17 protein-coding genes are annotated in these 16526 nt (G+C 54.1%); 12 read left to right on the top strand and 5 right to left on the bottom strand.

All coding sequences use genetic code 11. From position 1 onward, the window contains the following. Positions 1-51: 51 nt before the first annotated feature. Together HZ297_RS06420 and cynS are read right to left on the bottom strand one after the other, a co-directional pair. Positions 52-837 (bottom strand): ABC transporter ATP-binding protein, encoded by a 786-nt coding sequence (locus tag HZ297_RS06420; protein ID WP_178862174.1) that lies wholly within the window; start codon positions 835-837, stop codon positions 52-54. Between the two features lie 269 nt (positions 838-1106). Then, positions 1107-1550 (bottom strand): cyanase, encoded by a 444-nt coding sequence (cynS, locus tag HZ297_RS06415; protein WP_178862173.1) that lies wholly within the window; start codon positions 1548-1550, stop codon positions 1107-1109. 347 nt (positions 1551-1897) lie between these two features. Between cynS and HZ297_RS06410 the strand changes: the two genes are divergently transcribed. The 5 genes from HZ297_RS06410 (at position 1898) to HZ297_RS06390 (ending at position 6066) form a co-directional block, all read left to right on the top strand. Further along, complete coding sequence (locus tag HZ297_RS06410; RefSeq protein WP_178862172.1) at positions 1898-2437, top strand: OsmC family protein; 540 nt, start codon at positions 1898-1900, stop codon at positions 2435-2437. A 50-nt stretch (positions 2438-2487) separates the two neighbouring features. Continuing rightward, positions 2488-3573 carry an acyl-CoA dehydrogenase family protein gene (locus tag HZ297_RS06405; RefSeq protein ID WP_246261697.1) on the top strand — a complete coding sequence of 362 codons (1086 nt, stop codon included), beginning with the start codon at positions 2488-2490 and terminating at the stop codon, positions 3571-3573. Between the two features lie 9 nt (positions 3574-3582). Further along, complete coding sequence (locus HZ297_RS06400) at positions 3583-4953, top strand: FAD-dependent oxidoreductase (RefSeq protein WP_178862171.1); 1371 nt, start codon at positions 3583-3585, stop codon at positions 4951-4953. A 26-nt stretch (positions 4954-4979) separates the two neighbouring features. After that, a complete protein-coding gene (locus tag HZ297_RS06395; protein ID WP_178862170.1) occupies positions 4980-5399 on the top strand; it encodes a DUF302 domain-containing protein in 420 nt (139 codons plus the stop codon). Between the two features lie 148 nt (positions 5400-5547). Beyond that, positions 5548-6066, top strand: a complete 519-nt coding sequence (locus HZ297_RS06390; protein ID WP_178862169.1) for an RraA family protein — start codon at positions 5548-5550, stop codon at positions 6064-6066. Positions 6067-6375: 309 nt separating this feature from the next. On the opposite strand, the gene HZ297_RS06385 is transcribed toward HZ297_RS06390, so the two are convergent. After that, positions 6376-8280 (bottom strand): methyl-accepting chemotaxis protein, encoded by a 1905-nt coding sequence (locus tag HZ297_RS06385; RefSeq protein WP_178862168.1) that lies wholly within the window; start codon positions 8278-8280, stop codon positions 6376-6378. A gap of 285 nt (positions 8281-8565) precedes the next feature. Between HZ297_RS06385 and HZ297_RS06380 the strand changes: the two genes are divergently transcribed. From HZ297_RS06380 to HZ297_RS06370, 3 genes are read left to right on the top strand one after another with little or no spacing between them, the layout of a single operon-like run. Next, positions 8566-8718, top strand: coding sequence for a DUF2256 domain-containing protein (locus tag HZ297_RS06380; protein ID WP_178862167.1), 153 nt, complete (start codon positions 8566-8568; stop codon positions 8716-8718). Beyond that, positions 8715-10265 (top strand): cryptochrome/photolyase family protein, encoded by a 1551-nt coding sequence (locus tag HZ297_RS06375; protein WP_178862166.1) that lies wholly within the window; start codon positions 8715-8717, stop codon positions 10263-10265. The genes HZ297_RS06380 and HZ297_RS06375 overlap by 4 nt, the downstream gene beginning before the upstream one ends. Beyond that, entirely contained in the window at positions 10266-11135 is an 870-nt protein-coding gene (locus HZ297_RS06370) for a TIGR01777 family oxidoreductase (RefSeq protein ID WP_178862165.1), read from the top strand. A 48-nt stretch (positions 11136-11183) separates the two neighbouring features. Here the strand turns inward: HZ297_RS06370 and HZ297_RS06365 are convergent, their stop codons facing one another. Continuing rightward, entirely contained in the window at positions 11184-11666 is a 483-nt protein-coding gene (locus HZ297_RS06365; protein ID WP_178862164.1) for a nuclear transport factor 2 family protein, read from the bottom strand. Then, complete coding sequence (locus tag HZ297_RS06360; protein WP_178862163.1) at positions 11663-12487, bottom strand: SDR family NAD(P)-dependent oxidoreductase; 825 nt, start codon at positions 12485-12487, stop codon at positions 11663-11665. The genes HZ297_RS06365 and HZ297_RS06360 overlap by 4 nt, the downstream gene beginning before the upstream one ends. Before the next feature lie 87 nt (positions 12488-12574). Here HZ297_RS06360 and HZ297_RS06355 point away from each other — a divergent pair, with 87 nt between their 5' ends. The 4 genes from HZ297_RS06355 to HZ297_RS06340 are packed head-to-tail and all read left to right on the top strand — an operon-like array spanning position 12575 to position 16502. Then, on the top strand, positions 12575-13903 hold the full coding sequence (locus tag HZ297_RS06355; protein WP_178862162.1) for an NAD(P)/FAD-dependent oxidoreductase: 1329 nt from the start codon (positions 12575-12577) through the stop codon (positions 13901-13903). Continuing rightward, positions 13896-14687, top strand: a complete 792-nt coding sequence (locus tag HZ297_RS06350; protein ID WP_178862161.1) for a DUF1365 domain-containing protein — start codon at positions 13896-13898, stop codon at positions 14685-14687. Before HZ297_RS06355 ends, HZ297_RS06350 begins: the two co-directional genes overlap by 8 nt. Further along, positions 14687-15928, top strand: coding sequence for an SAM-dependent methyltransferase (locus tag HZ297_RS06345; protein WP_178862160.1), 1242 nt, complete (start codon positions 14687-14689; stop codon positions 15926-15928). The genes HZ297_RS06350 and HZ297_RS06345 overlap by 1 nt, the downstream gene beginning before the upstream one ends. Next, positions 15915-16502, top strand: coding sequence for a DUF3833 domain-containing protein (locus tag HZ297_RS06340; protein ID WP_246261695.1), 588 nt, complete (start codon positions 15915-15917; stop codon positions 16500-16502). The genes HZ297_RS06345 and HZ297_RS06340 overlap by 14 nt, the downstream gene beginning before the upstream one ends. Positions 16503-16526: the final 24 nt, after the last annotated feature.

Below are 16526 nucleotides of genomic sequence, written 5' to 3'. Positions count from 1 at the left end.
GGTCTCTCCTGAATGTTAAACGTGATTATTTGATGTGATGGATACAGCTGATTAGGACGCCATTGCCTCTAGTTCACGCTGCTTTTCTAAGTCGATCTTTTCAAACTCCGCAAAGAGTTCTTCTTTAAGTGTTGCAAAATCTTTGCTGCTTCTGTCTCGTGGGTAGTGCAGCGGAATGTCTTTTTCGCCAACGATTTTTCCGGGGTTGTGGCTCATGATGATGACTTTGTCGGCCATGGCAACCGCCTCTTCAATGTCGTGCGTTACCAGAACCATGGTGATGTTTTGATCGTGGCAGATTTGAGCGACCTCTGTTTGCAGGGCGGTACGGGTAAACGCATCGAGCGCTGAAAAGGGTTCATCCAGCAGGAGGATTTCGGGTTCGGTTGCCAAAGATCTCGCCAAGGCAACACGTTGTTGTTGCCCGCCCGAAAGCTGTTGGACGTTTTTGTCTTTGTGTTCTTTAAGACCGACCATATCCAAGAGCTCTTCAACGCGGTCGGCTTTCTCTTTGTAAGTGCCGGCAAATACCAAGCCTAAAGCTGCGTTTTCCCTCACGGTCATCCACGGATAGAGTGACGGTTTTTGAAACATCATGTTCCATTTTGCGCTCGGTTTTACGATGGTCTGTCCGTTGATGCGAACAGCGCCGTCACTGGGGAACAAGAGTCCCGCCATCATTTGTAATAGTGTTGATTTGCCGCAACCGCTTCGACCAATCAATGCCGTCAGCTGTCCTTTAGGGATACTCAGGTTGATGTTGTCCAGCGTAGGGCTTTTCTGTTTTTTGTTGTAATAGTGTGTAAGGTCTGAAATCCAAATGTTTGAAGCTGACATGGTGTTGATTCCTTTACATGTTTTCGATTGTTATATAGCAATGATAAATGCCAACAATTTATATTTCATATAAATCAATATGTTATCGTTTTTTAGCCTCATGGTTGTGTACAAACATGTCCACTTTGGAACAAAGTGTTAACAATTTGGTTCATTGGCTGGATGTTTGTTGAGATGGGTTTTTTGAGTCGGAATAAAAAAGCCCGTCGTGTAGACGGGCTTTGTTTTCAGGGGGTTTGCCCCGCGCTTTAATGGTTTGGGGCTGACAGTTACCAGGCCTTGTAGGGCAGGAATTTACCGTTCATTGTGACGACTACACGGTCTCCGGCCGGGTTCTTCTCTTTGTCGATATCCATCGTGAAATCAATGGCGCTCATAATGCCGTCACCAAATTTCTCTTGAATCACTTCTTTCATGGTTTCTCCATAGACACCGACAATTTCGTACAGGCGGTAGATCAGAGGATCCGTAGGAACGGCTTGTTCGAAAATTTTAGTTGGGTAGCTTTGTAATGCTTTGGACACGCTTGCGTCTAGCCCCAGGATCGCAGCAACTTTGTCTGCCGGTTCAGCATCCAGGTGGTTCATGCCCAAACAGGCTGACGTGGTGTACACCTCGCTCAAGCCGGCGGCTTCAGCAATTTGTGTCCATGTTAATGATTTTTCGGATTTGGCAACCATGATTGCTTCGGTCATCTCTAGTTTTGTCAACATTTTAAGTTCTCCGTTGGGTTGGTAATAGAGTGCGTTGTCTATTTAACAAGTGTTGTGCCATCTTTTTTAACATGATGTTATTGCTAGGTTTTTATGCTTTTTTTGGCTGCGATTAGTTTTAATTGTTAACAATATGGAGTGTGTTTTTCCAAAGATTGTTGTCAATTGTTAACAAAGTGGTTCAAGAAGGGGTGTGAAATGTAAAAAAATGAGTTTTTGTGGCCTTAACCTATTGTTTATAAAGATTATTTCAAATTCTGGCATCTCCGAAGCTAAGTACTTAACAGTTTTCGGTCAGCGAAAATGATTTAGACCAATAAATTATTTAATTGTTTAGGAGAAATCTCATGTCAGAAATCGTTATCCCATCATGCCTGCGTCCAATTGATAAGAGCGGTTTGGATAAGTTAGGTGAGGCCGGTAAGGCCGACCCGAATGCAGTTAAGACGTTGAAGTCCAAAACCGTACTGGAAGGACAATTCAAAAACTTCAACTATATTCGTGATCTTCCTGCCATCGTTGTGGACGAGCCGCCAGGATTGTTAGGTGAAGATACGGCTCCAAACCCATCTGAAATGGCCTTGTTGTCATTGGGTTCATGTTTGTCTGTGGGTGTGCAAGCTAACGCAACCAACCGTGGTATTCCATTGACTAAGCTGGAAGTGCATTTGGAAGGCGACATTAATATCACTGCCGTGTGGGGGACAGGTGACCTGGATCCTAACAAGCCACTGGGGGTGACGGAAGTTCGCGCCTATTTCGTAATTGAATCTCCAGGCACATCTCAAGAGGTGCTTGAGGAACTGGTTGCCCATGCCATGAAGTGGTCACCGGTTGCTAACACCTATATGAACTCTGTGAAGATGTCTGGTGAATTGAAGAAATAAGAGAGATGCTGGCCCGGTGCGCCGGGCCAGTCCTTGCCAAGAGGATTGCAATGATGATTAAACAAATTGTTCAGAAGGATTTAAAGCCGCTAACGGTAGCGATTGATCACGGTGAGTACACCACCTCTATTTTGGAGAAGGTCGGTCAGGCGGGCGCGTTTCGTCACCATATTCCTTCGCAAAACAATGGTGACCTGAATCTGTTTGGAACGATTGCGGATATGGCAACGGTTTCAGAAGAGTGTATGTCTACAGGTTTTATGATGTGGGCGCAATCGGTATGCGCTTGGTATATCGAAAACTCTGAGAACACGTGGCTGAAAGAGAATGTATTACCAAAAATGGTAAACGGGGAATATTTTGGTGCGACGGCGCTTTCCAATCCGATGAAGTATTTCGCCGGGATTGAAGAGTTGAAGTTGTCGGCAGAAGAAACGGAAGATGGCTATGTCATCAACGGTACGCTTCCATGGGTTTCAAATTTATTGGAGAGCTCCTCCAAGCACTTCTTCGGGTCGATTTTCACGCTTCATAAAAAGGATGGCACGCCCATTCGCGATGTCATGGCGTTGATTCCATGCGATCTGGACGGGTTGACCATGAAACAGATGGTGAAGTTTGTCGGTATGGAGGGTACGGGCACCTACTCGTTGATTTTTGATAATGCATTCTTGCCCAAAAAATATCTTTTGGCAGATCCGTTAAAGCCCTATCTGGAAAAAATCAAGGCGGGGTTCATTCTGCTGCAAACCGGCATGGCGGCCGGCGTGATTCAGGGCGCGATCAATGAAATGAACAAAGCCAATTTGACGCTGTCCGAAATCAATGAGTACCTGGATGATTCGCCCGATGAGTTGCGGGAAGAGCTCGAGGATGCGCTGGATTTGATTCAAGGGTTGTGCGAGGAACCTTATACGCCCGGTGCAGACTATATCCGTTCGGTTCTGGAGGCGCGTCTGCTTGGAGCTGAAATTTGTAAGCGTGCTGCGGATTCGGTCATGCAGCATGCGGGCGCCAAGGGATACATTATGGATGCCGCGCCGCATCGCAAGCAGCGCGAAGCCTATTTTGTCATTATTGTTACCCCGTCGATTAAGCACTTAAGAAAAGAGATTGATCGCTTGTCAGCGGCTTAGGAGATTGCTATGAGCCAGCCATTTAAAAAGTACATCTGTAAGACATGTGGTCTGATTTATGACGAGGAATTGGGCGATCCGGATTCAGGTTTGGCGCCGGGCACGCGTTTTGAGGATATTCCTGACGATTGGTACTGTCCCTTGTGTTTGGTCAGTAAATCGGATTTTGTTCTGATCGATGAATCCAAATCTGCAGCACCGTCGTGTGAGGGAACTAAGCGCAAAGCGAGCACCAAGGCGGATGTACTGATTGTCGGCTCCGGCTATGCCGGCTGGCAGGCGGCTGAAGCGATTCGCGCGGTTTCCGATGAGGCGGTCATCACGCTGTTGACGGCGGATGATGGAACGGTCTATCCCAAGCCCGCTTTGTCGATGGCATTGGGTCAAAACAGAACACCCGATGATATTCCCGAAGCGACCGCCAATCAAAAAGCGGCTGAGTTGAATATCGGCGTTAAAACCAAAACCAAGGTTATGTCGATCAACACCGCACGCAAGAAAGTCATGACAACCACGGGCTCGTTCGCTTACGACAAGTTGATTATCGCGACCGGAGCGAAGGCGTTAATGCCAAGAATCGAAGGCGATGCCGTGCATGAAGTGATGACCATCAATGATCTGCAGGCTTATAAGAAGTTTTATGGCAAGCTTCAGGGTAAACAGGAGGTGACCCTGATTGGCGGCGGTCTGATCGCGACCGAATTGGCCGAAGATTTGGCATCTTATGGCGTTAAGGTGCGTCTCATTGTGCGGGGCGCGCATCTGATGAGCCAGATTATGCCGGAGGCGATTGCACGCAGGCTGGAAGAGAAGCTCATGAGTCGTGGTATCGACATTGTTTTCAACTCAGAGCTGAAGTCTATCGATTACGGTGATGAAGGGAAATATGTTCTTAAAACCGATCAGGGCGAAGTGCTGCAAACCGAACTGGTCTTGGCGGCCATTGGTTTGTCTCCCAATACTGAATTGGCGAAAAAGGCTGGACTGAAGACGAATCTGGGCATCTGTATTGATGAACACTGTGTCACCAGTGATGAGAATATCTATGCGATAGGCGATTGCGCTGAAATCGATGGCGTTATTCAGGCCTATTTGGAGCCTATTAGAAGGCAGGTTAAAGCGCTGGCTTCGCATATATTTGGCGCTGATGAGCAGGTATTTAAAGTGCTGCCAACGCTGATTAAGACCAAGACGCCCAGTTTGTCGATTATGTTGAGTCCGCCGCTGCATGCCACGCACGGTTTGTGGGAAACGACGCTCAATGTGGGCGACAACCAGCAGCTGTTCTACAAGGAAGAGCAAAATGTCATCGGTTTTGCGCTGAGTGGTGAATTGGTGGCCTCTGCCAATAAACTTTATAACGAGCTGTATTCCGCTTAATGTTCAGCCATGTAGGTAATGTGAATATGTCCGAATATCAAGCCGAAACCGTCAGTGACAAAGGGTTAGTTAAGATTCCCAGTCTTAACTCCGTTAAACGGTCGGTCGATAAGCTGGAGGCCGAAGTGACAGCGCACGGAATGAAGGTTTTCGCCCGCATCGACCACGCAGCCGGGGCGCTTCAAGTAGACAAACAGTTGCGGCCGACGGAGCTGTTGATTTTCGGCAGTCCCCAGGGAGGAACGCCTTTGATGGCGGCGAGCCAGGCCATCGGATTGGATCTGCCGCTGAAAATTCTCGCTTGGGAGGATGAGAGCGGGATGGTGTGGTTGTCATACAACGATTTAGCCTATCTGGCTAACCGATATGGCATTTCGGAATGCCCGCAGGTCGAGGTGCTGAGTGCCGTTTTGTCGGGTTTGGTCAATATCGCAGCGGAACATTAAGCCGGTTGGGGCTTTTTTACCCGGCCTGTTCATTTTGGTATCGGTCATGCTGTATAGCTAGCGAAGCCCCTAAAAACACGCTGAAATGCAATATTTGTGGTGCATAACGGTTGTTATTGGTGCGATTTGACGGGATAAGGAGATAAAGATGATATTTGGCACAGCAGAGATTTGCGATACCTATCACGGTAATATTCAAGTGGTCAGTCCATTGTTTAAATCATACGGCGGTTCCACGTCGATTAGCGCCGATATTGAGACGCTTAAGACCGGCAGTGCCGACGAAGTGGAAGAGGTTCTCAAAAATGATGGAAAAAAACGCGTGCTGTTTATTGATAGCGGGCAGCGTTATGTGTCAGTGGTTGACCGTAAAATTGCAGATTTGGCGATTCGAAACAACTGGCGCGGTCTGGTGGTCAATGGCTATGTCAGGAACGCGCAGTTTCTAAAAGGGCTGCCGTTGGCCATCTGGGGGTTGGGAACCTGTCCGATTAGAGAGTCTTCTGCGAGCGAAACTCTACAGTCGTGCGATTTGGCGTTTACCGGCTTGACCGTCATGCCGGGCATGCATCTCTATGCGGATGATGACGGTATGATTATTACCGATGGCGCCGCTGTAGTGAGCGATTCGGCGTTTAATGTTTGGTTGGACTATAGCGGCATATAGCGTTGCAATAGCGTTGCAATAGCGTTAGTGCTGTGTTGATGCCAGTCATCTTCTGAAAGCGCGTTTTCTGCTATCGTTACTGTGATTGAGCCTGCAACCCGGCAAAAAGGCAGCCCCGCAAGGGGGCTGAAAAATTGCGTAAGGCCCGGTGTAAAGAGGCCTTCAGTCAAGGGTGTAAAACTTGACCTTTTGTCGCCTTTTAGAGCAGAGAACATTAAGACTTTAATGCTTCGTGATTTAATATATTCAGTTGTATAACATTTGTCAAATATTGTACTTAATCTATACATCCACTCTTTTGCAGTCGCCTTAAAAATCCTCCCATTCGGTATCCCGTGCCTGCTGTATGGCCGCCTTTATCGGCTGGTCGGTGTTTGTCGCCGTTTTTGCCGGCGCCAGCGTTGCGGATGGTTTGGCGACAGGTTTCGCGGGTTGCGTCAAGGTTTGCGGCGCGCTTCTGATGGCGGGATTAGCCGAAGGCGCCGCTTGGTTTGAATGCGCGCTCAGCTTGAAAAAACGCATATTGTCGCGAAGCCGGGTGGCCTGTTCGTTCATGCTGTCGGCGGCGGCAGAGGTCTGCTCCACCAGCGCGGCGTTCTGTTGGGTCACATCGTCAATTTGGGTGATGGCCTGATGGACCTGTTCAATGCCGGTGGCCTGTTCATCGGACGCATCGGCGATTTGTTTGATCAGTTGCACGATAGCCTGAATTGCGTTGTTGATCTCCTGCAGCGCCTCGCCCGATTCCGAGGCGAGTTTGGTTCCCTGGGTGACTTTGGCAACGCTGTCGTTGATCAACTTGTTGATGTCTTTGGCCGCTTCGGCCGATTTCTGCGCCAGGTTGCGCACTTCGCCGGCCACCACCGCAAAGCCGCGACCGTGTTCTCCGGCACGGGCGGCTTCCACCGCGGCATTGAGCGCCAGCAGGTTGGTCTGGAAGGCGATGCTGTCAATTAACGAGACGATTTCGGCGATGTGGGTGCTGGCCTCCTGAATGGCGTTAATCGCCTCGATGGTCTGTTGCATGACCTTCACGCCATCGCCGGCTTTCAGCTGTGCATCGTTGGAGACTTTGGCCGCATGTCTGGCGTTGGCGGAGTTGTTCTGCACGCTGGCATTCATTTGATGCATGGTGGAGGAGGTCTGCTCCAGCGCGGCGGCCTGCTCCTGTACCCGCTGGTTCAGATCGGCCGCGCCGTTGCTGACTTCGCCGGCGGCGCTTTGCACCACGTTGGAAGACTCAATCGCCGAGGCGATGACCTCATCGAGTTTTTCCGCCATTTCACCGATGCTGCGGGTGAGCTGGTTGATTTCGGGGCGGAACATGCAGACCTGACCCTCTTCAAGATGCTCACGCATTCTGGCGGTCAGATCGCCCTGCGAAAAGCGTTGCAGCACGTCGCCGGCGTTATCAATCACATCCCTGAGCAGGCGGGTGTTCTCGTTTTGGCTCACATCGGTCGCGTATTTAACAATCCGGAACGGCTGGCCTTCGTCATCCAGAATAGGGTTGTAACTCGCTTCCAGCCATAGCGGCTCGCCGTTTTTGGTGCGCCGTTCAAAGGTGCCGGCCTGGTGAATGCCCTGGGCCAGTTGCTTCCAGAAAAGCGCGTATTCCTCCGATGCCGCATATTCCGGTGTTACAAACAGGCGGTGATGCCGGTGTTGTATCTCATCGAGTTGATAGCCGGTGGCTTTGAGGAAATTATCGTTGGCATCGAGGATATTGCCCTGCAGATCAAAGGTGATGACCGCCATGACTTTGTTCAAAGCCTCCATTTGCGCTTTGTCGTACAGTTCACGCTCGACTTTAGCGGTAATGTCGGTGGCCAGTTTGATCACCTTGACGACCTCGCCATTTGAATTTATCACCGGATTATAGGTGGCTTCCAGCCAAACGGCGGTGCCGTCCTGACGCAGCCGTTTGTAGCGTCCGGAAAAGAATTCGCCCTGGCGGAGTCTTTGCCAGAAGCGGGCATAACCGGCACTTGCGGTTTCCTGCTTACTCACGAACAGACTGTGGTGTTTGCCGCGCACCGCCTCTTCGCTGTAACCCATGACCTGCTGGAAGTTATGGTTGCATCCGAGGATGTTTCCCTGCGGATCGAATTCGATCATTGCCAGGGCGCGATCCATCGCCTTGAGAACAGCCTCTTTTTCGAGGTTAGCCTGTTCCAGTCTGTTCAGTTGCTGTTTGAGGTTGCTGCAAAACATAAACCCTCCCCGTTGGGTTTTAAATTGGCCATTTGCCCTGTCAGGCAGACGGGATAAAGCGACTCAAAGAAATCCTTGAAAAAGAGGCCCGGCCTTTCAGACCAGGCCTAAAGCGGCGTAAATTCAGATATAGCCCACCCTTTGTTGCTTGATGCCATTACCTGTTTACGCCTAGAGCAGAGAACATTAAAACTTTAATGTTTCACTTGTTACTCTATCTTTGTGTATAAGTTTTGTCAATTATTATACAATAAGTGTACATTTGAATTTGTTCAGGGGGCGCTCATGTCGCATCACAAAGAACATCTGCCGCAAAAAATCTGTCCGGTTTGTCAGCGCCCGTTTGTCTGGCGCAAGAAGTGGCGGCTCAACTGGGAAAACGTACGTTACTGTTCGCAGCGCTGTCGCCGTCAGGGCGTTAAGGAGAATCCGTTATGAAACAGACCTTGCCCTGTCGGCATCTGTTGTTGGTGTTGGGGGATCAACTCAATGAAGACAGTGCGCTCTGGGAACAGGCCGATCGCACCCGCGATTGTGTATGGATGGCCGAGGTGCTTGGTGAATCCACTGAACCGCTCTCCAGCAAGCAGCGTACCTTGCTGTTTTTGAGCGCCATGCGCCTGTTCTCACAGCGCCTGCAGGATCAGGGCTGGCGGGTTGATTACCGTTTCCTGCATGAGCGCCTGGCCGATTTGGGCGAGGCGTTACAACAGGCGATTGCACGTCATCGGCCGCAGGCAGTCTATGCGGTGCTGCCGGGGGATAACCGGGTAAGACAGCTGATGGAAGCCGCGGCAGGTGCCGCAAAGCTGACGCTGAACTGGTTGCCGGACCGCCATTTTATGGCCGAACCCGGTGAGTTTTCGCACTGGCTTGCCGGCAAGAAACAGCCGCGTATGGAATACTGGTATCGCTATTTGCGCCGTAAACACGGCATTTTGCTGCGTGCCGACGGTCAACCGGAAGGCGGGGTGTGGAATTTTGACAAGGATAACCGCCAGGCGTTCGGCAAGCAGGGGCCGGGTGCCTTGCCGCCGCTGGAATCCTTGGAGGATGCGGCCAGCGGCAAGGTCATGAATGCGGTGCGTGCCGAGATAGAAGCCCATCTACCCGGCCTGCCCGGATTCTGGGGGGATTTTCTCTGGCCGTTGACGCGCGAGCAGGCGTTGGCGCAATGGCAGGACTTTGTGCAGACGCGTCTGCCGTTGTTTGGCGATTTTCAGGATGCGATGTGGCTCGGCGAAGACACGCTCTATCACAGCCGGATTTCGGCCGCGTTGAATCTGAAGCTGCTCAATCCGCGCGAGCTGATTGCCGATGCCGAAAACGCCTACCGCCAGGGGTGTGCGCCGCTCAATGCGGTCGAGGGGTTTATCCGCCAGATTCTGGGGTGGCGGGAGTATGTGCGTGGTTTGTATTGGTCGCATCGCAACGCCTGGGCGGACATGAATGCCTTGCAGGCCGCAGCACCGCTGCCGGAGGTTTATTGGCACGGCAAAACCGATTATGTCTGTCTGCACGAGGCGCTGCGGCCGGTGTTGCATGAAGGGTATGGTCATCATATCCAGCGGTTGATGGTGACCGGCCTGTTTGCCTTGCTGCGCGGAGTCGAGCCGCAGGCGGTGCATCGCTGGTATCTGGCGATGTATGCCGATGCGGTGGCGTGGGTGGAAATCCCCAATACCCTGGGCATGTCGCAATTCGCGGACGGTGGTATCGTCGGTTCCAAACCCTATATCGCCAGCGGCGCTTATATTCAACGTATGTCGAACTACTGCGCGCGGTGCCGCTATCGGCCAGAGCAGGCGAGTGGTGAGCAGGCCTGCCCGTTTACCGCGCTTTATTGGGATTTTATCGCCCGCCACGAAAACTGGCTACAAGGCCACCCGCGATTAGGGATGCAGGTTAAGAACTGGCAGGCCAAGTCGGCGGAACAGCAGGCGGCGATTCGTGAAACGGCCAAACGGCTGATGGAGGAGTATTAAATGGCATTGGCGCAACAGAACATTCTGATTTTGGGAGGAACCGGTTTTATCGGCCGGCACCTGCGGCGGCATTTGCGTGAGGCCGGTCATCAGGTCGAGGTCATGGGGCGCGAAGCCTTCAGCAATGTGGAGGGGCTGGCGGTTTTGCTCGAAGGGCGCGATCTGCTGATTATGCTGGCCGGCGCCAATGTCGGGCAGCGCTGGACGGCGAAGCACAAACGCGATCTATGGGACAGTCGTCTCAACACCAATGCGATGCTGGCCGAAGCCTTGGCGCGGTGCGCTCAACCGCCGGCGCGGATCTTTTCGGCCTCGGCCATCGGCATCTATCCGCAGAACGATTGCACCGCCCCGTGCGACGAAAGCTGTGATGGCGTGGATGATTCCGAACTCGGCAGACTCGGAGCGGCATGGGAGGCGGCTTCACGGCAGCTGGTGCCTGCCCCGCTGATTTTCCGCTTTGGGGTGGTGTTGGGTACGGACGGCGGTGCCCTGGCGAAGATGTTGCCGGCTTTCAAACTCGGTTTGGGCGGTCCGGTGGCGGGTGGCAAGCAGTGCTTCTCGTGGGTGCATATCGACGACCTGTGCGCCGCTATGCTGTTTGCGTTGGAGCAGCCGCAGATGCAGGGCGTGTATAACTTGTGTGCGCCGCAGCCGCTCAGTAATGCCGAGTTTGGGCGAACCCTGGCGGAAGTCCTGCATCGCCCGTTTTGGCTGCCGTTGCCGGCCTGGCAGCTGCGCCTGCTGTTTGGCGAAGGCGCGCAGGTGCTGACCCATTCGGCGGCCGTGGTGCCGGCACGTCTGCTGCGGGCCGGTTTCCAGTTCCGTTATGCCAGCGCGCAGGCGGCTTTGGCCGATTTGCTGGGATAGACGCTGCCAACCTGTTCCAAAAACTCAACAGGCCGGGTCTGCCGGCCTTCAGTCGCCTTTGCGCGTTGACTTTGCGGGTTGCCTTTGCGAAACGCTGTGCGGCGCACTTAAGCGGCGTCTTATCCATTTTATCCCCCAGCCCAATAGCGGCACCTTGGCATAGACCTGCTCGGCCGCATCCCAGTGGTCGATATGTTCGATGACTTGGCCTTGTGCATTGAAGCGCACGCAGCTCATCCCCTCGATACAGTGCGAAGTCAGTTGATTCCGGCGGTTGAAGTGAAACTGCCAGCGCAGCAGCGCGGTGTGCGTGTCGCTCATCGCGGCCTGGCGCACCTTGAAGCGCGGCTGATCGAGGGTCGCGAACATATGCTCGAAAATCTGCAGGCTGGCGGTTTTGCCGAACACGTCATTGAACGGGTCTTTGAAATGGATCTGTTCATGCAACATCGGCGCCAGTCGGGTGTGCAGGGTTTGCGGATTAAGCGTTTCAAACGCCTCGACATAGGTTTGCAAGGCCGGGCTGGTCATGGCTTTTCCCCTTTTTTGAGCAGTTTGGCGCTGAGTTTCAAACTCCAGTTTTTCGGCAGGCAGCGCAGCAGGCGCAGCCACAGGCCGAGGGCCAGCGGGAAGCGCACTTCAAAGGCATCGGATGATTGCATGGCGTCGAAAATACGTTGCGCCGCCGCCTGCGGCGTCATCAGGCCGGGCATGGCGAAGTCGTTTTGGGCGGTGAGGCGCGTTTTGACGAAACCGTGGTTAATCACCTGCAAATGAATCCCTTGCGTCGCCAGTTCGGGAGCAAGTGCTTCCGCCAGATTGAGCAGGGCTGCTTTGGGGGCAGAATAGGCCCCGCCGTATGGCAGCCCGAAATAAGAGGCCAGGCTGATATTCCAGACCCATTTAACGGGCCGCTGAGCGGCGTGCGGCGCGCTGTTCGGCAAGAGCGCATGCAGCAAGCGCACCGCACCCAGATAGTTGGTCTGGTTCATCTGTTCATAGTCCGCCACATTGGACTCCGCCAGATTCATCGGCCGGTAACTGGCAACGTTGTAGAACCAGATATCAATCTTTCCGTAGGTGTTGCGGGCGCGTTCCGCGGCATGGCGGCATTGTGCGCTGTCGGTCACGTCGAGATTCAGCAGGGTCAGGCGCGGCTGAAACGTCTTTTGCCATGCCTGCAGGGTGGGGTTCTGTTCGGCTTGCCGGGCGCTGGCGATGACCCGCCAGCCGTGTCGCAGGGCGATCTCGGTGAGCGCCAGCCCGATGCCTTCGGAGGCGCCGACCAGCCAGAGTATCGGCGTTTTCCGAGAGGCATCGAGGCTGTGTGATGGCAAAGGGGAATGGCTCATGTGTATAACTATTTTTGAATTTGTATGGCTTTATTGTATAACTTGTGTATAAAATAAAGCCAGCGATTTCTTACGGTGGGATACAAAATGCACACGCAATTCAAGCAACGTCTTACACAGCCCCAGAAAGTGGCGGTCATCGGCAGCGGTATCAGCGGCCTGGCCAGTGCCTGGTTTTTGAGTCAGCGTCATCAGGTGACGCTGCTGGAGAAGGCGAATCGGCTCGGCGGCCACACCAACACCCGTCGGGTGAGTTTGCCCGGCAAGACGGAATCCTACGAGATGGACAGCGGGTTTATCGTTTTCAACCGCCCCAATTATCCGTATTTGACGGCCATGTTGGCCCATCTTGGAGTGGCAACTCAGCCTACGGAAATGAGCTTTGCCGTGTCCATCGACGGCGGCCGTCTGGAGTATGCCGGCAGCAATCTCAACACGCTGTTTGCGCAGCGCCGCAATCTGCTGTCGGCCGCGCACTGGAAGATGCTGGCGGAGATTGTGCGCTTCAACCGGCAGGCCAAGGCCGACCTGAAGCAGCCTGACACTCTGACACAGACCTTGGGTGACTATCTGCAACGCCACGGTTTTGGCAAAGCCCTGCGGGAGCATTATCTTTTGCCGATGGCCGCCGCCATCTGGTCGTGTCCTACCGCCACCATGATGCAGTTTCCGGTGGGCAGTTTTCTGCGCTTTTTTGAAAATCACGGTTTGCTCAATGTCAGCGAGCGCCCGCAGTGGGAAACGGTGACGGGCGGCTCGCAACGCTATATCGATGCGTTGTTGCAGCAGGCCGATTTCGAGGTGCGCCTGCAGGCCGAGGCGCTGAATGTGCGTCGCGTCGGCAAAGCGTTGGAAATCACCTTTGCCGACGGTTCGCAGGAATGTTTCGATCAGGTGGTGCTGGCGAGTCATGCCGACCAGAGTTTTGCGCTGCTGGACGATACCCTCAAGCCGATTTTCGCGCCCTTGCGCGATTTCCGCTATCAGACCAATCTGGCCTATGTGCACCGCGACGCGGCGCAGATGCCCAAGCGCCGCCTGGCCTGGTCGAGCTGGAACTATCTGCGCGACAGCCGCCTGCCCGAAGACCGTGTGGCGGTGACCTATTGGATGAACCGTCTGCAACACATTGAGGCAAGCGAACCCTTGCTGGTCACGCTCAATCCAATCGTCGAACCTGCCGCCGACAAAGTCTTTGAAAAAATCGTCTACGAGCATCCGGTATTCGACCCGGCGGCGGCGCTGGCGCAATCCGCCGTGCAGCAGCATCAGGGCGAGGCCGGTATCTGGTTTGCCGGTGCCTGGCTCGGCTACGGATTCCATGAGGACGGCCTCAGAAGCGCGGTGGAGCTGGCTCGCCGCTGGCAGCTGCCGTTGCCGTGGGAAATTGAACAGGCCGGGGTGCGCCATGCCTAGCGGACTGTATCGCTGCGAGGTGATGCACGCCCGTTTCGGCGAGGTGTCCTATCGCTTCAATTATAAGGTGCTCAGCGTCTGCATCGACATCGACCGCGTGACCGAAGACCTGGCCGCCGTGCCTGGCTTGTCGCTGAACCGTTTCAATCTGTTGAGCCTCTATTTTAAAGACTACGGCGCGCGTGACGGCCGGCCGTGGCGCCTTTGGGCGGACGCTCTGCTGGCGCAATACGGCTTGCCCGAACCCGCGGCGCGGATTGAACTGGTCTGCCTGCCGCGCTTTTTGGGCTGGACCTTCAATCCGCTGGCCATGTGGTACGCCTACGATGCGGCAGGGGCGTTGGTCGGCATTATCGCCGAAGTCAGCAATACCTTCGGACAGTGGCATCACTATGTATTGGCGGATGGCGGCCGTGCTCTTGCGCTCACCCCAAACGGGCAGGTCAAGGCCGCCGCCGACAAGGTATTTCATGTGTCGCCGTTTCTGGGCATGGTGTGCCGTTACCGTTTCCGTTTCAGCGCGCCCGCCGAGGATTACCGATTGGCGATTCACGAAAGCGAAAACGGCGAGCCGCGTCTGCTCGCCACGCAGAGCGGAAAACGGCAGGCGCTGACCGGCGCCAATGTGTTTAAAGCCGCACTGCTGCAGCCCTTTAATACCTTCAAGGTCATGGCGCTGATCCATTGGTGGGCGCTCAAAATCTGGTTGAAGGGCGCGCGTTTCCACAAGACACCGGCGTCTTTGCGTGCGGTGCGTTACAGTCATACGGAGATGAAACAATAATGAAAACTCTGAGTACCCGCGCTTTGGGGTTGGCATGGTGGCGCCGTTTGCTGCGTCCTTTGCCCTGGCAGGCGCTGCTGATGCGTCTGCCGTTTGACGATATTCGCCAAGGCAGTCTGACACTGTCGCTTGGCGAACAAACCTGGCGTTTTGAAAGTGGACAGGCCGGGTATCACGCCGAACTGGTGATTGTGCGGCCGCTGCGCACCTACTGGCTGCTGAAAACGCGCGGCGAGCTGGGCTTTGCGCAGGCCTATTACGAAGGCGCGCTCGAAACGCCGTCACTCTATCAACTGATGCATCTGGCGTATGACAACCGCCATCTGTTCGAGTCGCTGCTTGGCGGCAGATGGCTGACATTCCTGGAGCGTTGGCAGCATCGCCGCCGCCACAACTCGGTGAGTAACAGCCGGCGCAATATCGCTTTTCATTACGATCTGGGCAATGCCTTCTACCGTTTGTGGCTTGACCCGAGCATGACCTATTCAAGCGCACTGTTTAGCGACACGCACACGGATCTTGGCAGCGCGCAGCGTGCCAAATACCAGCGTATTCTGGCGCAGTTGCAGCTCAAGGGCGGCGAGCGACTGTTGGAAATCGGCTGCGGTTGGGGCGGATTTATGGAACTGGCCTTGCAGCAGCAGGCCGAGATCAAAGGGCTGACGCTGTCGGTGGAACAGAAGTCTTATGCACAGCAGCGCTTGCAGCAGTCGGCCGACGCAGCGCGGTTTGAGGTGGCTTTGCAGGACTATCGCCATGAAACCGGCAGCTACGACCACATCGTCAGCATCGAGATGTTCGAAGCGGTCGGCAAGGAGTATTGGCAGGTCTATTTCGAGCAGATTCAACGCCTGCTCAAGCCCGGCGGCAAGGCGGTGCTGCAGGTGATTACCATCGACGAAGCGCACGCGCAACGCTACCAGAACAGCGTGGATTTTATTCAGACCTATATCTTTCCGGGCGGACTGCTGCCAAGCCTGACGCAACTGCGTGAACTCGGGCATAACGCGGGTTTGCAGATGACAGACAGTTTCGCCTTCGGACAGGATTATGCGCGTACCTGCCAGCTGTGGAAGCACCGTTTCAATCAGGAACACGAGCAGCTTGAGCGCCTCGGATACGACCGCGCTTTCCAACGCCTGTGGAATTACTATCTGGACTATTGCAGCGTCGGCTTTGAAACCGGGCATATCAATGTCCATCAAGTCACCTTTGAGGCACCTGCGCATGACACGCTTTAAGCCGATGCCGTTTAAACGCTGGGCGGCGGTTGTGCTGACCGGCCTGTTGATATTATTGGGAGGATGCAGCAGCATGGATGTTCAGGAGTACCGTAACACCGCGCCGGAATTTGACCTCTTTGCCTACTTTGACGGCAAAACTTACGCCTGGGGGCAGTTTCAGGCGCGTTCCGGTCGGGTGGAGCGCCGTTTCAAGGTGGCGATCAGCGGCGAGGTGATCGGCAACCAGCTGCGTCTGGACGAACGTTTCATTTACGACAACGGCGAGCGGCAGACGCGCATCTGGCAGATTACCCGCACTGCCGAGGGCCGCTACGTCGGCCGGGCCGCCGATGTGGTGGGCGAGGCCTATGGCGAATCAGCCGGCAATGCACTTAACTGGCGTTATACGCTCGATCTGCCCTACAAAAACAGTTCCATTCACGTGCAGTTTGACGATTGGATGTTTCTGCAAACGCCGGAACTGCTGTTGAACCGCGCCGAGGTCAGTAAGTGGGGCTTTAAGGTGGGTGAGGTGACGCTGTTTTTCAGCAAGTTCAGTCAGGGCGACAGCGAACTGGAGAGCGGTCTGTGAAACTCAACAGGCCGGCTCGGGCAT

The sequence above is a fragment of the Thiomicrorhabdus cannonii genome, from assembly GCF_013391695.1.
Classification (GTDB): Bacteria; Pseudomonadota; Gammaproteobacteria; order Thiomicrospirales; family Thiomicrospiraceae; genus Thiomicrorhabdus; species Thiomicrorhabdus cannonii.
The sequence above is the reverse complement of the archived record's forward strand: the minus strand, read 5'-3'. Positions and strand labels throughout refer to the sequence as shown.

Excerpts from the sequence above, each read along its gene's own strand:
- HZ297_RS06410 (WP_178862172.1), top strand. The coding sequence starts at position 1,898 with ATGTCAGAAATCGTTATCCCATCATGCCTGCGTCCAATTGATAAGAGC.
- HZ297_RS06355 (WP_178862162.1), top strand. The coding sequence starts at position 12,575 with ATGCACACGCAATTCAAGCAACGTCTTACACAGCCCCAGAAAGTGGCG.
- HZ297_RS06340 (WP_246261695.1), top strand. The coding sequence starts at position 15,915 with ATGACACGCTTTAAGCCGATGCCGTTTAAACGCTGGGCGGCGGTTGTG.
- HZ297_RS06390 (WP_178862169.1), top strand. The coding sequence starts at position 5,548 with ATGATATTTGGCACAGCAGAGATTTGCGATACCTATCACGGTAATATT.
- HZ297_RS06350 (WP_178862161.1), top strand. The coding sequence starts at position 13,896 with ATGCCTAGCGGACTGTATCGCTGCGAGGTGATGCACGCCCGTTTCGGC.
- HZ297_RS06360 (WP_178862163.1), bottom strand. The coding sequence starts at position 12,487 with ATGAGCCATTCCCCTTTGCCATCACACAGCCTCGATGCCTCTCGGAAA.
- HZ297_RS06380 (WP_178862167.1), top strand. The coding sequence starts at position 8,566 with ATGTCGCATCACAAAGAACATCTGCCGCAAAAAATCTGTCCGGTTTGT.
- HZ297_RS06420 (WP_178862174.1), bottom strand. The coding sequence starts at position 837 with ATGTCAGCTTCAAACATTTGGATTTCAGACCTTACACACTATTACAAC.
- HZ297_RS06365 (WP_178862164.1), bottom strand. The coding sequence starts at position 11,666 with ATGACCAGCCCGGCCTTGCAAACCTATGTCGAGGCGTTTGAAACGCTT.
- HZ297_RS06385 (WP_178862168.1), bottom strand. The coding sequence starts at position 8,280 with ATGTTTTGCAGCAACCTCAAACAGCAACTGAACAGACTGGAACAGGCT.
- HZ297_RS06395 (WP_178862170.1), top strand. The coding sequence starts at position 4,980 with ATGTCCGAATATCAAGCCGAAACCGTCAGTGACAAAGGGTTAGTTAAG.
- HZ297_RS06375 (WP_178862166.1), top strand. The coding sequence starts at position 8,715 with ATGAAACAGACCTTGCCCTGTCGGCATCTGTTGTTGGTGTTGGGGGAT.
- HZ297_RS06345 (WP_178862160.1), top strand. The coding sequence starts at position 14,687 with ATGAAAACTCTGAGTACCCGCGCTTTGGGGTTGGCATGGTGGCGCCGT.
- HZ297_RS06405 (WP_246261697.1), top strand. The coding sequence starts at position 2,488 with ATGATGATTAAACAAATTGTTCAGAAGGATTTAAAGCCGCTAACGGTA.
- cynS (WP_178862173.1), bottom strand. The coding sequence starts at position 1,550 with ATGTTGACAAAACTAGAGATGACCGAAGCAATCATGGTTGCCAAATCC.
- HZ297_RS06370 (WP_178862165.1), top strand. The coding sequence starts at position 10,266 with ATGGCATTGGCGCAACAGAACATTCTGATTTTGGGAGGAACCGGTTTT.
- HZ297_RS06400 (WP_178862171.1), top strand. The coding sequence starts at position 3,583 with ATGAGCCAGCCATTTAAAAAGTACATCTGTAAGACATGTGGTCTGATT.